Annotated in this window: 9 protein-coding genes; 8 read left to right on the forward strand and 1 reads right to left on the reverse strand. The window is 47.1% G+C overall.

The window, feature by feature from the left end; translation table 11 throughout:
* Window positions 1–47: 47 nt before the first annotated feature.
* A complete protein-coding gene (locus tag VIC_RS18655; protein ID WP_006961709.1) occupies window positions 48–719 on the forward strand; it encodes a type 1 glutamine amidotransferase domain-containing protein in 672 nt (223 codons plus the stop codon).
* 52 nt (window positions 720–771) lie between these two features.
* On the opposite strand, the gene VIC_RS18660 is transcribed toward VIC_RS18655, so the two are convergent.
* Entirely contained in the window at window positions 772–1155 is a 384-nt protein-coding gene (locus VIC_RS18660; RefSeq protein ID WP_006961710.1) for a winged helix-turn-helix transcriptional regulator, read from the reverse strand.
* A gap of 149 nt (window positions 1156–1304) precedes the next feature.
* Here VIC_RS18660 and VIC_RS18665 point away from each other — a divergent pair, with 149 nt between their 5' ends.
* From VIC_RS18665 to VIC_RS18695, 7 genes are all read left to right on the forward strand, one after another.
* Window positions 1305–1847 (forward strand): nuclear transport factor 2 family protein, encoded by a 543-nt coding sequence (locus VIC_RS18665; protein ID WP_006961711.1) that lies wholly within the window; start codon window positions 1305–1307, stop codon window positions 1845–1847.
* 380 nt (window positions 1848–2227) lie between these two features.
* Complete coding sequence (locus tag VIC_RS18670; protein WP_006961712.1) at window positions 2228–3292, forward strand: 3-deoxy-7-phosphoheptulonate synthase; 1065 nt, start codon at window positions 2228–2230, stop codon at window positions 3290–3292.
* Between the two features lie 285 nt (window positions 3293–3577).
* The gene (locus VIC_RS18675; protein WP_006961713.1) at window positions 3578–4558 is read left to right on the forward strand and encodes a helix-turn-helix transcriptional regulator; all 981 of its coding nucleotides are present in this window, start codon (window positions 3578–3580) and stop codon (window positions 4556–4558) included.
* A 160-nt stretch (window positions 4559–4718) separates the two neighbouring features.
* Entirely contained in the window at window positions 4719–5690 is a 972-nt protein-coding gene (locus VIC_RS18680) for a helix-turn-helix transcriptional regulator (RefSeq protein WP_006961714.1), read from the forward strand.
* Between the two features lie 258 nt (window positions 5691–5948).
* Window positions 5949–7916, forward strand: a complete 1968-nt coding sequence (locus VIC_RS18685; protein WP_039952191.1) for a TonB-dependent receptor — start codon at window positions 5949–5951, stop codon at window positions 7914–7916.
* Between the two features lie 4 nt (window positions 7917–7920).
* Window positions 7921–9159 (forward strand): MFS transporter, encoded by a 1239-nt coding sequence (locus VIC_RS18690; RefSeq protein WP_006961716.1) that lies wholly within the window; start codon window positions 7921–7923, stop codon window positions 9157–9159.
* 107 nt (window positions 9160–9266) lie between these two features.
* A complete protein-coding gene (locus VIC_RS18695) occupies window positions 9267–15416 on the forward strand; it encodes a non-ribosomal peptide synthetase (RefSeq protein ID WP_006961717.1) in 6150 nt (2049 codons plus the stop codon).
* The last annotated feature ends 44 nt before the right edge of the window (window positions 15417–15460 follow it).

Below are 15460 nucleotides of genomic sequence, written 5' to 3' on the forward strand. Positions count from 1 at the left end.
GTATGTGGGTGAACTAAAAATATGAGTCAGCGAGAAAGGATAGAATCATGAAAAAAGTACTAATACCTGTCACTAATCACGCCACACTAGGCAGCACAGAACAAGCAAATGGCACATACGCGCCAGAACTCACTCACGTGCTTAAAGAGTTAATCAACGCTGGTATTGAATACGATATTGCTTCGATCAAAGGTGGTAAAGCACCGTTATACGGGACAGATATCGAGGGAGATTACGTCAATGCGGAGATCTTGGCAGATGATGATTTCCTAAATCGTATCAACAACACGATTCCGGTATCTCAGCTAAACAGTGACGATTACGATGCCATTTTCTATCCGGGTGGTTTTGGCTTGCTGTCTGATCTTGCCGTCAATAAAGACTTTGCCACGATCGCCGCTAAACATTATGAAAATGGTGGTGTTGTAGCATCGGTATGTCATGGCCCTGCGGCGCTGCTTCCAATTACACTAAGCAATGGCGAGAAGCTATTGGCTTCTAAGTCGGTAACAGGCTTCACCCGAGAAGAAGAAATCGACTTCGGCACTATTAACGATATTCCATTCTTACTGGAAGAGTCACTGGCACGAAGTGCAGCACGCTTTAGCAAGGTTCAACCTTGGCAAGAGCTTGTCATTGTCGACGAACGTGTCATTACAGGCCAAAACCCAACCAGTGCACACGGTGTAGGCCAAAAGTTGGTGGAAATTCTAGCTTAATAGATTTGGCATCAAGGCATAAATTCCACAGCCTGCCTTGGTGCCAGCTCTTCTATGCATTTCTCTCGTCGTAAGCTTTGCGTGCACGTTCAATATCCTGCCTATGGTCATCAGCCCACGAGACTAATTGATAAAGAGGCTTAACTAGCTCTCGTCCCATCTCCGTCAGGCAGTATTCTACTTTTACCGGTACTTCGGGGTAGACCGTTCTATTCACATAGCCCTCTCGCTCTAAATCTCTCAATGTTTGAGTCAGCATCCGTTGAGATATGCCTTCAATCCTTGATTTTAAAGAGTTGAACCGATCTTCCCCATCCACCAACGCAAACAAAATCAAGAGCGACCACTTGTCACCGATTTGCGAAACCACATTGCGCACCGCGCAATCTTCATTGTTATGAAAAACACGTCTTTCAGCTTTAGCTTGTTCAGCCATTTTTTACCCCTTATCCAACCCTAAGCGCCGCATAGGTTACCAAAATGTGCCTAGCGAACGCGAAAGTGCCTTCTTGTTATGTAGGTTACTATTAATTACTATAATGATCAATATATACCTAAACAACAATAAGTACCTTGGAGAGAGCTATGCTAAAACTAATCACATCCACTATTCTTTTGCTATTAACTACAACGAGTTATGCGCAATCATCAGACAACTTAACGATTGACCTACAAAAGTTACAGAAACCAAATTGGACTGAGCAGGAGCTGGCCAACGCCGAATTGATTACCGATTTTGTGCAGAACTTAATGAATGACCATAACTTTGATTATGTTCTGGAACACTACAACGACAGTGCCTATACACAACACAATCGTAACTTGCCTGACAAAGTGACAGGTTTGGTTGGCTTCCTGAAAGAGTTCGTGGAGGATTACCCTGATTACACCTACGACGTAAAACATATCTATGTGGATGGTGACTACGTGATTTTCCATTCACATGCCACTTTGGATAAAGAAGACCGAGGGAACGACGAGAAAGGCATGAATATCATCGATACGTGGCGAATAGAAGATGGCAGAATCGTTGAACACTGGGATTCAATCCAAGCGCTCGACTTCTCGATGAGACTTTATTCTCTGCTTAGTGGTGGTGATATCCAGAATGCCAATGGAGTGTATTAAGCCCAAAATCGGTCAAAGGGGCGACTCTCGCCCCAACTCCACATCAACGTCAAAATTAACGCTACTATTACAAAAATTAGTGAGCACATTCGCTTAAATTTTAGCGCTATTGATACAGCAGTTAGTGACTATTTCCCCCAACTCAAACCCATCTCAATTTTTTGACTTTGCTCCACAACATTCAGATAAAAATAGCGATATCGGCCTTTTTTAAACGCCAGTTTTAAAAAACATGATCAACTTAACCTATTGTTTTTATTTAATTTATATGAACATTAAAACAAATACACCCATTTGCGTCATTGACAACAATCATTAAGCTTCACATCATGAAAATGATTACTATTTTCATTTTAATGAGACTGTAGGACGACAAACTCATGTCAATGCTCTCTAACATTTTCCATGCTAAATCATTCACCCCTTTGCCTAGTTTCAAAGAAATCCGCTCTCCGATAGGCATGTCGCAACGCCGCTTCATTCATCAACAGAGGGAACAAATTCAACAAATATTGGAAGGACGAGACCCGCGGTTACTGGTGATTGTCGGTCCATGCTCAATTCACGACCCAAATGCTGCGCTGGAGTACGCCAATAAGCTGGCCGCCATTCAACGAGAATTTGCTCCGACACTCAAAATAGTCATGCGAACCTACTTCGAAAAACCTCGAACCCGAGTAGGCTGGAAGGGGTTCGTTGTTGACCCAGATCTTGATGGACAACACAACATCGCGCAAGGTATCAAACTTACCCGTGAACTACTGGCATCCATTCTAGATCTCCAGCTTCCAACTGCGACTGAATTTCTCGACCCCAATTTTGCCCCTTATTTTGCCGATATGATTTGTTGGGGAGCGATTGGCGCAAGAACAACAGAATCCCAGCCTCATCGCCAGTTGGTATCGGGGCTGCGTTGCCCCGTAGGCTTTAAGAACAGCACCGACGGTAACATTGATATTGCAGTCGATGCGATTCACGCTTCTCGTATGCCACATTCTTTCATTCAGTGCGGTGATGATGGCACTCACGTCGTCGTACACTCTGAAGGCAACCAACATGGTCACTTGATTCTACGTGGAGGCCACTCACCTAACTACGCGCAATCACACATTCAAGCCGCGGCTTCCACGTTAAAACGTAACGACCTCGCAGCTAAGTTGGTGGTCGATTTTAGCCATGGCAACAGCCAAAAAGTTGCCCAAAACCAGCTCAAGGTCGCTGATGATATTGCTGAACAACTTCGAGCAGGCGATGACTATATCGCAGGAGTGATGTGCGAAAGTTTCCTGCAAAGCGGACAGCAATCGGTGCACCAAAGACCATTCAATTACGGTCAGTCAATCACTGACGAGTGTCTGAATTGGCAAGATACCGTTCACTTACTGCGTGTTTTACACCATGCGTGTCTTGACAGAATGAAGCTCCGCCAACCCGCCACAGCGTAATGCTCATCTGGGGTTAAACGACAAAACACGATCGATGAAGAGGGAAAGACTACTCAATTTCGGTGCAAAGAGGAAAGAAATGGCTTCCGATCCGAGTAGACAGAAACCGAGTGGCTCAACAGAATGGAGCTCTCGTTTATAAAACCAATAATACGAGCCAAAGAATAAAATAATAATATGAGACAACGCGTGGAAAATGAACACTTTATCGTGTGGCCCGCTTCTCAATACTCCAATGAAACATGTGTGCATTAGCTGACTAAGCCGTATTGAAGGGTACCAACTATGAACTGCGTTGACTCAAAATTTCAATCTAATTGCTCAGGTGCAGCCACACCGCGCGCAAACAGTGAAGCTTCACGCTCACCGATAAAACCAACCTGTCACTCATTCGGCGGATGTTTAGGATGTCAAATCCATACCTTATCGGGGTATGGAGGTTGCACAGCCTATGAAGCCCAACCCGTGGAACCAACCTGCTGCCTGCGCATATTAACTGTTGTGCGCGGTGAACGATTATTTTGGCACAATGGCCAGGATCAACCGCTTGAACTGGAACCGGGCAAGAGTGTTCTGATCTTATCCACCAACAAATTCAATGATGTATTTATAAGTGCAGAAGAAACCTTTGTTGAGATCGCCGATATCCGATTTGAGTGCCACTACTTAGGCAAGATTCATCACCAGATTCAAGAAGTGCTCAAGAATCGTATCCTTGAACCTTTAGCTGAAAATCGACCTTGGATCTTTGATACAAGCTTTGATATTCAACGCTTTCTCAGTCAACTCGATGTGAATGACACAAGCCATTCTTCAGATGCAACGACACACTTGTACACCGTGTCCCAAGCCTACCAGTGTTTGTCGAAGCTTCTGAATCAATTGGACATGATTCAACCGAACAAAAAGCCTGAAGAATGCGCGTGTTTATCCAGCCGGACTCTAAACAAAATCCGTAAAGCACACACTTTGATCGAGCATGAGCCAGGGAAAAACTGGAGTATCGCAGAACTGTGCAAAGAAGTGGGTACCAATGAAACGAGTTTCAAGCGAGGTTTTAAGTTACTTTTCAATACAACGTTCTCCAAGCGGCTGCAACAAACACGAATGGATATCGCGGCAACAGAACTCGAATTCACTGATCAACCGATCATAGATATTGTTTACAAAGTTGGCTATTCAAGCCCTTCTCATTTTACCAAACTGTTTAAACAACATTTTGGACAAAACCCTCTTCAATATCGTAAGTGCCGTCAGCGAGCCTGATATTACCGTTCTGTCTTTCCCTCTGGTAGCAAGTTGAGACCAGCCCCCGGTGCGCGCTGGGGGACTTTTTCCTAGAGCCTTTGGACTAATGCAAGAATAGACATAACGCCCACCCAATGATAATGTTTCTCATTATCAAAAAATAATTATTAATAAAACTATGGCTTACTACCGTCTTCCTTTCCACTTAGATCTCATGGAGGAGTCTATCCAAACCAATGGCAACATTGTGTTTAAGCACCCTAGCTGTGAGTTTTCTCTAAGGTGTAATCAGCTTAATGATGACATTGTACTGAGTGAGTTTCACGGCAACTTTTGCTCCCCAACTCAGCTAGATACACCAGATAAAACGGAATACGATTCCGTCACCATCATGCTCAATCTGGGCAATGCGGTTTACTATCATATAGACAGTTTGGCCACACCTCGTATCCTCCCCAGCCAAGCATTAGCCTTATGTTACTCCGATGCGAGAACAGGCATGTGCCGCTATCAACCTCAGGAGACACGACTCTTTGCAATACAGATGCCGAGAAAAGTCTTGATGGAATATCTGGATGTCATGCAAATCGGCAACCACATTCAAGATAAGCTTCGAAACAGGGAGCCATTTCTGCTAATGAAGCCCGCAACAGAGGTCTTCAGACGGTTTGCTGCTCGCCTATCTTTACCTTCTGCGCCAAATGACACATTGCACCACCATTTGTCCTACTCCTTCATGACGGATGCGACCCGATACCTGATTGCAGATGATGGAGTCCGACGTACGCGTATAGACAGCTGCAATGGTCTGGAAAAAGCCATTGATATTCTCGATAAAGAATACATGGTGCCAACAACTATCACACAGTTAGCTCACCGGATTGGCACTAACGAAACATCACTCAAGCAGTGGTTCCGTAAAGAGCTAAACACCACAGTACATCAATACATCGTTCAGCAACGCATGGCTAAAGCCGCCGAGTTATTAAGTATGAGTACTTTATCCATCTCACATGTTGCGCAAGAAGTGGGTTATGCCAATCATGGTCATTTTGCCGCAGCATTTAAAAAAGAGTTTGGCTGTGCGCCCTCAGCTTACCCTTCATCGCCAAAGTCCCCTCTCTACCGTGTCACCACACCATGTAAGTAACTCTTAACACAATACGGCAGACTGTTTGAATTCCAAAAATCCATTAAAAAGAGCTAAAAAAAATATCATTAAATACAAAAACTTAAATCAATAAGATCGAGAGAGGTAGCGTTCATCTGAAATCAATCTCGTTTGAATTTTACTTATTAATCATCGAAAACGCCCATTCGCGCGTTTTTTTCCCCTGATTGAGTTAGCGCCTCGGCGATGAGATTTGCACCATAGACGATAAAATCATAAATAGAAGGATTCCGTAAGATGTACAGGCACAGTTTTTCACTTTCTCCCCTCTCACTTGCAGTCTTGGCGGCAACGCTAAGTCCTGCTGTCGCCGCTCATGACCATACTCAGGAAGTTATGATCATCGAAGCCACTAAGCAGGACATTCCGTTAGAACGCGTCGACAACTCCGTACTAATCAAAACTGGTGAAGAGCTTGAAAAAGCGGGAATCCACGAAGTTAAAGATTTAGAGAAAGCATTTCCAGGCCTGATGATTCAGACACGAGGCAACCGTACGTATGCTAATACCACCATACGAGGCGTTAGCTCACCAGACTACTATTCACCAACAGTCAGTATCTACGTTGATGGTGTACTTCAAGACAGTGCATTCCTCACTCAACAGTTAATGAACGTAGAACAAGTTGAGCTACTCAGAGGCCCTCAAGGCACGCTCTACGGGGGCAATGCTCAAGGTGGTATCATCAATATCATTACGAAAAAGGCGACAGATGAGACTGTAGCTTCAGCAGGTGTGTCATATAGTAACCTAAGCAGGCAGATCGATGGCTCTGCGGCTGTCGCGATTAGCGAGACAACCTATGCTGATTTTGCCATTCGCTCATTAAAAGACGAAGGCAACATTCGTCATATTCCAAGCAACACTGATGATGCGAATGAAACCGAAGACTTTAGTGGTACTGCCCGATTCCATTACCTACCTGAACAATCGCCACTCTCCCTCACTTTTTCAGTATCTTCTGCGCACTTAGACAGCCATGAAGAGTGGTATTTGACTCAAGAGGAATATAATAACAAAGCCACCAGCCAAAACATTCCTGAACTTAAACGAGTCGTCAACAGCTACGCCTTAAACGTGGGTTACGATCTGGGGACAACCCAGTTAACCAGTATCACGGCGTACCAGAACCGCAACGTTGACCGCGAGTATATCGGTGGTAAGTGGGTTGAAGATCAAAACACGTTCAGCCAGGAGGTGCGCGCTAATACCCAATTCAGCGATGACCTTTCAACATTAGTTGGTGGCTACTACGAAAATCGACGCTTTGATGTTAATACTGGCGCTCAGAATGACATCAAGACCGATACCTATGCTCTATTTGGTCAAGCCAATTATGCTCTGACTGACAGCGTCGACCTCACTGGTGGGTTACGTGCATCAAGATTCTCTTCCGAGTCCGACTTTGGCGGTAACTCCGCCTGGATGATTGACAGTTACCAATCGGACAAGTCGGAAAATGTGGTCTCACCAAAAGCGGCAGTTGGCTGGCAAGTTGACGAAGATTCAAGAATATTTGCCTCATTAACCAGTGGTTACAGACCAGGCGGCTTTAGCCCAGTTCCACGAAGTTCAGGCGATAAAAATGGTTATGATGCAGAGAAGTCTCTAAATGGTGAATTAGGTTGGCGAACTATCTTACTCGATCACACCCTACACTTGAGTGGCGCTCTTTACTGGATCGACACTAATGATATTCAATTGTATACGGGCAACCCTGGCAGTCAGGTTCTCAGAAATATGGGAGATGCTCAAAGTAAAGGTATTGAACTCGATCTTGCTTACTACCCTACAGATGATCTGACTCTGACACTTGGTGCCACCTTCGGTCAGTCGACATTCGAATCTGGCAATGATGATATTGAAGGTAAAACTCTACCGTACGCACCAGATACAACCGCTGTGGCTGGGATCGAATACTACTTGCCTCAAACATGGGTGGACGGCGACATTTCGATCATGACCAACGCGCGTTACACGTCAAAAATCTACTTTGATGAAAACAACACTGTGGCACAAGACGGCTATACTCTGGTCGACTTAGCCATTCAGTATGCCATGAATGAAAACCTCTCTTTCCGCTTGTTCAGTAACAACTTGACCGACAAAGAGTACGTCACTTACGCCTATACCCAAAACAACACGCGCTACAGCAACTACGGCACAGTGCGAGAAGTTGGCGTGAACATGAAACTGGAGTGGTAAGGCCATGAGCACTTCTCAAACGACGCTGGGCCTCAAACCACTGTTAGCGGTTCTTGCTGGCGTATACACCATACAAAGCCTCGTTGGGATGTTTACACTGCAGGGTCTGCCTGCAGTGTTGCGCTCCGAGGGTATTTCAACTTCCCAAATCGGCTTGTTTTATTTAGCAATGCTCCCATGGGCGTTAAAATTCCTTTGGGCACCCTATGTTGAAGCAAGGCGAAAGCGCAATGGGCTGTTGAGTCATGGGCGACTCATCGGGCTTGCTCAGTTAGGAGTCGTGATCGTCCTCGCAGGGATGGCTTTAACTTCAGCGATACAACTCCCTGTCCTGTTATTCGCCGGCGTGTTTGCTCTGGCATTACTCTCCACGGTTGCGGATATAAGCACGGATGGTTTAGCTGTCGATCGATTGCCCCAAGAGAGCCGCCATTTAGGCAACTCAATGCAAGTCGGGGGGGCTTATATTGGTGCGTTGTTTGGTGGTGGACTTTTCATCTATATGATGGGCGCATACCAATGGCAAACTGCACTATATGTCTTGATGGCACTCATTCTCGTGATGTCGCTACCAACAAGTGCACTGTTTCGTAAAGACGTTTCTTCACCAGAACTTCACACTGAAGAGCGCCCTTCATTACGCCGAGCCTGGGACAGTTCCAGCGTTCGCTTTGGGTTACTGATGGTGGTGTTATGCCAGATAGGGACGCGAGGCGTACAGTCAATGATGATGCCTTACCTGTTTGATCAGGGACTGCAATTGACCGATCTGGGAGTGCTGGCCGCTGGTGGAGGAGCCGTCACTGGGCTGATTGGTGTGTTAGTCAGCGCCATCTTAATGAAACGCTTTTATGCCCGTACCATGCTATTGGCTTGCTTAGGTTTGGAAGCTTTAGTTTTTGTCGGCTTCTTCCTCGACACGATAGACCTAATCGCAGGTACTTTAGGTTTGCAGATCCTATACGTACTTAGCTCAGCAGTAGCCGCCGCTAAGTTTGTTGCCCTTTACACTCTCATGATGGAATGGGCATACGGCAAGCAAGCAGGTGTCGACTTTACACTTTTCCAGTCGACCGATATGGCGGTTGCCATTCTGATGGCGCTTGTGAGCGGCAGTGTCATCGCTCACTTGGGTTATACCGTGCACTATAGTATCGCGATTGTTGCAACTGTGATTGCTTTTGGGCTCGGCCTTCTTCGTATCTCTATACCAAGGTCATCTCCTCAACCCCAAACGACATAGTTCCATAGCCCATCTCAGATGGGCAAATTCCCCCTCTCAAATCAGCCACACGATGTCGTGTGGCTTAGGGAGGCTTTACCTAAATTTGATAAAAGTAAGATGCCAACATGTCCAATAACACTGATTTAATGACCCAGTTTGAACAGGCGCTCTGCGATACTTATGCACTCTCTCATTCCGCCCTCAATGACGAAGAAAATATGTTCGCATTGGGCGTAGATTCCATGTTTTTAATGCGTATGGTCAGTCAGTTTAGGCGAGCGGGCTGTAAAATTAGCCTCAAACAGCTCTACGCAAATCCTACACTGGGGGATATACGAGAGCTGCTTCGTTCACACTCAGGCAATAACATTGACCTGCACACGCAACCCGAAGTATCGCTTCCAACATTCCCCCGTATGCTCGATGGTCAACCCTTCCCGATGACACCGGTACAGCACGCCTATTATGTCGGTCGAGACCCCAACCAGCCTCTGGGAGGTAATGGCTGCCATCTTTATCAAGAGTTTAATGGACGCCTGCTTGACCCAGATCTTTTAGAGCACGCTCTAAACACCTTAGTAAAACGCCATCCGATGCTAAGCGTCGCATTTCAAAATGATGGCATGCAGCGCTGGCAAGCTCCAACAAGCTTATTGAAAGTTATTCGTCACGACTTGACGGATGCACCGGTTGAAAAAGTCGACAGCGTATTACTCGACTTGAGAGAGAAGCTTAGCCACCGTCCATTAGACGTACAAAATGGTCAGACGATTGAATTCCACTGTTCTTTATTGCCTCAAGATCAGTTCCGAGTGCATGTCAGCATCGATCTATTGGTCATGGACGCCGCGAGCTTTAGCTTGTTTTTCAACGAATTGTCGCAGCTACTACAGGGCATGTCGTTACCACCTCGCTCAGAGCACTATGATTTTTGCAGCTACCTGGCACAGGAGAAAGCTGAACTTACGACTTCACAACAAGCCGCCAAAGAATTCTGGTTCGAACAAATGGACTCGTTACCTACGGCACCAAAATTTCCTTTAGCTAATGAGCCTAACCAAATTGATAAGCCCCAGTTTCACCGACGTCGCCATACTCTAAATCAAGAGCAATGGGCGGTGTTTCAGGAACACGCTTCGGCACATCAAGTCACACCAACCATGGTACTGGCAACAGCTTATGCAGCAGTTCTCTCCCGATGGAGCGGTCAAACCGATCTCCTGCTTAATTTGACCTTATTTGATTGCCATCCATTCAACGAAGATGTCCAACACTTACTCGCAGACTTCACCAACATTCTCCTGCTGGATATGCACCTTGAAGACAAGAGCGTTATCGAGCTGACTCAGGCACATCAACAACGTTTCGCTGAAGTTTACGAGCACAGGCATCACTCTGGCGTCGAAGTTCTTCGAGAGCTTAAAAAGAATGGAACCCATCCGCACGGCGCACCTATCGTCTTTACCAGTAACCTGAACAACTCCCTGTTCGGTGACGATGACTCATCTCCTTTGGGCAAACCCGGTTGGGGCATCTCACAAACACCTCAGGTCTGGCTCGATTTTGTCGCCTTTAAGCACAAAGACTGCATCATGTTGCAATGGGATAGCGTGGACGCACTGTTTCCTTCAGGTTTTATGGATAGTCTGTTTGCGGCCTTCATAAAGTGTGTCGAACATTTGATTGCCAAAAACGCGAACTGGTCAGAGCCTTTCCCAGATCTCTTACCAGAGCAACAAAAACATCAAAGGCGGGCTCGTACTCCTCTAGCGACCCAACTGCCTGACGGACTTCTTCACCAACGCATTTTTGATGTCGCTTTCCGTCACCCAGATGCGATAGCAGTAGTGCACAATGGGGAAACGATTGGCTTTGAAGCACTGACCTTTCGTGCTAAATGCCTCGCCAACATATTAATCAAAGCAGGCTTGGAAAAAGATGAACGTGTCGCGATCAGTATGGAGAAAGGTCCCGGGCAAATCATTGCTGCACTTGCAGTTCTCCACGCTGGCGGTATCTATGTGCCTATTTCCCCTGACCAGCCTTTAAGTCGCCGACAAACAATACTAGACAGCGCAAACATCCGATTTGTATTGCGCTGTCAGAGTTCGTTCTCCCGCTATGACTGGACAGATGCCCATCATATAGAGTGGCAAACTGCTATTGATTCCCCTTTGTTATCTCCCCCTCATGAATGCACGCCTGATGACACCGCGTACATCATCTATACATCAGGGTCTACGGGAACACCTAAAGGTGTCGTGATCTCTCATGAATCGGCTCTGAACACTTGTATCGATATTAACCAACGACACCAAATCACCGCAAAAGATCGCGTATTGGCTTTATCTGCTCTGCACTTTGATCTGTCTGTATATGACATATTCGGTGTGCTTTCAGCGGGGGGAGCATTAGTCATTCCACTTGAGACACAACGCCGGGACCCTATGGCCTGGGAGGCTCTGGTTGATGAACACAATGTCACGCTCTGGAACACGGTGCCCGCTCTGTTTGACATGTTTTTGACTTACTGTGAAGGCATGAAGCTCAAAACTCCATCCCACATCAGAACCGTGATGCTCTCGGGGGATTGGATCGATTTATCCCTGCCGGCGCGCTACCGCAAGTTTCGCCCACAGGGAACGTTCAGTGCTATGGGCGGAGCAACAGAAGCAGCCATATGGTCAAACGAATATTTGGTCGATCAGGTTGATCCAAAGTGGCGCTCCATTCCTTATGGCTACCCATTAAGCAATCAAACTTATCGTGTTGTTGATACTGCAGGTCGTGATTGTCCTGACTGGGTCATGGGTGAACTGTGGATAGGTGGGGCAGGTGTCGCGCAAGGCTATTGGAATGACCCTGAACGCACCAAAGCACAGTTTATAGACACTCAGGATTCAGCAAGCGGCGAACGTCAGCGATGGTATCGAACCGGAGACATGGGATGCTACTGGCCTGACGGCACGCTTGAGTTTTTAGGACGCTTAGATACTCAAGTCAAGGTCGGTGGTTACAGGATAGAATTGGGCGATATTGACGCTGCGCTCAACCGCGTAGAAGGTGTTCGCCATGGCGTATGTTTAGCACTTAGTGCATCTGGCGGGAAAGATCGTCAATTAGAAGCGTTTGTTGTCGCCGAAGGCAAAGCACTTTGCGGTGTTTCAGACCCAGATCCCCGTCTTCCCGACAACTATCGCGATCTATTCCCTGCAAATGCCACTCCTGTTAACCAACTTGCAGCAAGTGAAGTTGCTCATTTCCTACAATATCATCTTTGCGCCAGTATCCCTGCAAGCGAAGCATCACGCTCAATCGAGTCTTGGTGTCATGCCTATGGAGTAACGGAAGTCTACCAGCCACTGTTCATGCAATGGTGGGCTTTACTATGTCAGCAAGGATTAGCGACCCAATCAGAAACCCATTACCAGTTGCACCCTCCAATCGGTGAGTGTCCAAACTGGTTTGAAACACCTTCAGAATTTACGCTCAATAGTGAATTGCTGAAAGCCATCATGACGGGACACAAACCCGCGCCTGCCCTGTTAGACAGCGTACTCTCTCCTGAAGCACTAATGACACAAAGTCCTGCGTTTCAGGCGCAAATCCGAGCGTTTGCTCAAAGCCTATCTGAGCTGTCATCTCAACTTGGCCGCCCTGTCGTTCTCGCAGAGTATGAGGCAAGAAGCGGACGAGTTGCGAGTGCACTATTGGATTTGTGCGGTCCTGATACCCTGCACTACCATGCAATGGATACTTCTTTGTCCTTAGTGCAATCAGCCCAATCAAGATTAGCGCACTTCTCTCACGCCAGCGTTCACCATTGGGATGACAAAGGCAGCCATGAATTGTTCGGCAAGTCCGACGTAGCTCTGATCAACAACGTTCTCCACCGACTAACGGAGCCACAAAAGGGGCTAGCCAACGCTCAAAAACTGTTGACGCCACAAGGCTTGATGCTGGTGCTTGAAACCTCCACTCTGGGAGAAGGTGCCCTTATCAGCGCCCTAGTCATGGAGCCAGCACTATCAACACTGCCTACTCAGACCGAACTGCTCACTTGGTTTGAAGGCACTTCTCTGCGTCTGGAGCATACGTTAGACCAATGGCCTTTGATGGGCTATGTCCTTCGCAATCACACCCGAGTGCTTGCTCCTGAAGATGGCATTCTAAAAGCAAAACTGGCTGAGCTTTTGCCTCCTTACATGCTCCCCAAACGTGTCCATTTCCTAACATCTCTTCCATTGAGCCCAAATGGGAAAGTTGATCGCAAACGCTTAGCACAAAACAGTAGCCCAACGGAAGAAGCGTCACCACTTGAATCACCGCTACAAACAGAGAGCGAACACGCTTTAGCCCAAGTCTGGCAGTCGCTCTTCCCCGAACAATCTTTTGACCGCCACAGCGACTTTTTCTTACTCGGTGGCGATAGCCTGATGGCAACCCGCTGCATTGGCGCGTTACAAAAACTTGGATACGTTGGCGATCTCACCGATCTGTTTACGTACACAACGTTAGAAAGCTTTGCAGCCAGATTAACTCAGGCTGAGGCTCCGGAAGAGTCAGCCAGACTCATACCAAATCCAGAAGATCGCTACAGACCGTTCCCAATGAACGAAGTCCAAGAAGCCTATTGGATTGGCAGACAAACCGGCTTTGCTTTAGGTAATACAAGCGCGCAGTTCTTCGTCGAGTTTCGTGTCTCCACGTTTGATGCACCAAGGTTTAATCAGGCGATGAACCAATTGATAGATCGCCACGATGCCCTGAGAACAGTTGTACGCAATCATCAACAGCAAGTCCTGATTCATGTTCCGGCTTTCTCGGTCCGATGCCATACCTTCGCAGATATCGACAGTCATGAAGCTGACCTGATTCGTACTGAATTGTCCCACCGAGTGAATGACCCTGCCTTGTGGCCACTGTTCACAGTAGAAGCCATTGTGTCACCAGAGCAATCCGATGCTCGAGTGTGCATAGGATTGGACAACATGATGTTGGACGGGTTGAGCATGCAGATTTTCTTCTCAGAGCTTGAAGCTTTGTATCTGAACCCAAGCATTAAGCTTCCGGCGCTCGAACTGACATTCCGAGATGTTCTTCAGTGGCAGAGAGATCACCGCTCACCTCAATCTGAAGAGCACGCTAAATCCTATTGGCAACAGCAACTTATGAATCTCCCTCCGGCACCCGCGCTTCCTTTGCGAGCCGATCCTGTGACATTAAGTCGCCCGAGATTCATACGTACAGCTGGGACTTTATCCTCAGATGAATGGCAAGCTCTCAAGACACAAGCAAGCCAACATCAGGTCACGCCGTCTGTCATTTTAATGGGGGCATACGCTGCAACCTTAGCAGCATGGGGACGCCAATCATCGTTAACCCTCAACCTGACTTTATTTGATCGCCCTGATGTACACCCACAGATTGAGAAGGTGCTAGGTGATTTCACTACATTGCTCCTATTGGCCTGGCACAAAGATTCTAGCTGGCTGAGTAGTCTCAAACGCCTACAGCAACAACTGGCTCAAGACTTAAAACACAGTAATGTGTCCGCCGTTTGGGTCATGCGAGAACTCGCTCGTCAACAGCAATTATCCAGTGCAAGCATGCCCGTCGTTTTCACCAGTGCGCTGGGCACCTCCGATGGCGACTTTATGTCGGATAAGGGCTGGCTAAAACCTGCTTGGGGCATCTCTCAGACGCCTCAAGTCTGGCTTGACCATCAAGTGTATGAATCCAAAGGGAAGCTGTGTCTGAACTGGGATGCGGTTGAAGCGCTATTGCCTAAACCATTGCTGGAGCAGATGTTTACTCAGTATGTGGCATTGTTAAAAACACTGGCCAGCCAGCCTCAGAGCTGGTCCCAATCCTTAGAAACTCTGCTGCCTGAACATTCACAACCGGTCACCTCGCCGATCCCACACGCGACAGGTCAACCTATCGCCTCCCAACCAGAGAGCAACCGAGGCAAACCAGAAAATGTGCAACGGATTCAGGCGGCCTTTCGTCAAATTGTCTCGGTACCGATTGGTGAACATGACAACTTTTTCGATGCAGGAGCAAGCTCATTGCAGTTAGTCCAACTGCACGGGTTACTCACCCAGCAAGGCGACACACTGTCGGTTACCGACCTGTTTACCTATCCATCACCAGCCTTACTTGCTGGCGCGTATCAGGCACCAACAGAGTGTACTGAACCTAATTCTGACCGCACTCAGCGTCAGCAGAGACAGACTAAACGCAAACTCACACGCCGACAACGCGTTAATTAAAGACTAGATCGAGATGAGCTCTATTGAGAGCTCATCTCGAAATT

Source organism: Vibrio coralliilyticus ATCC BAA-450, assembly GCF_000176135.1.
Lineage (GTDB): Bacteria > Pseudomonadota > Gammaproteobacteria > Enterobacterales > Vibrionaceae > Vibrio > Vibrio coralliilyticus.

Excerpts from the sequence above, each read along its gene's own strand:
- VIC_RS18690 (WP_006961716.1), top strand. The coding sequence starts at position 7,921 with ATGAGCACTTCTCAAACGACGCTGGGCCTCAAACCACTGTTAGCGGTT.
- VIC_RS18660 (WP_006961710.1), bottom strand. The coding sequence starts at position 1,155 with ATGGCTGAACAAGCTAAAGCTGAAAGACGTGTTTTTCATAACAATGAA.
- VIC_RS18685 (WP_039952191.1), top strand. The coding sequence starts at position 5,949 with ATGTACAGGCACAGTTTTTCACTTTCTCCCCTCTCACTTGCAGTCTTG.
- VIC_RS18675 (WP_006961713.1), top strand. The coding sequence starts at position 3,578 with ATGAACTGCGTTGACTCAAAATTTCAATCTAATTGCTCAGGTGCAGCC.
- VIC_RS18695 (WP_006961717.1), top strand. The coding sequence starts at position 9,267 with ATGTCCAATAACACTGATTTAATGACCCAGTTTGAACAGGCGCTCTGC.
- VIC_RS18670 (WP_006961712.1), top strand. The coding sequence starts at position 2,228 with ATGTCAATGCTCTCTAACATTTTCCATGCTAAATCATTCACCCCTTTG.
- VIC_RS18665 (WP_006961711.1), top strand. The coding sequence starts at position 1,305 with ATGCTAAAACTAATCACATCCACTATTCTTTTGCTATTAACTACAACG.
- VIC_RS18655 (WP_006961709.1), top strand. The coding sequence starts at position 48 with ATGAAAAAAGTACTAATACCTGTCACTAATCACGCCACACTAGGCAGC.
- VIC_RS18680 (WP_006961714.1), top strand. The coding sequence starts at position 4,719 with ATGGCTTACTACCGTCTTCCTTTCCACTTAGATCTCATGGAGGAGTCT.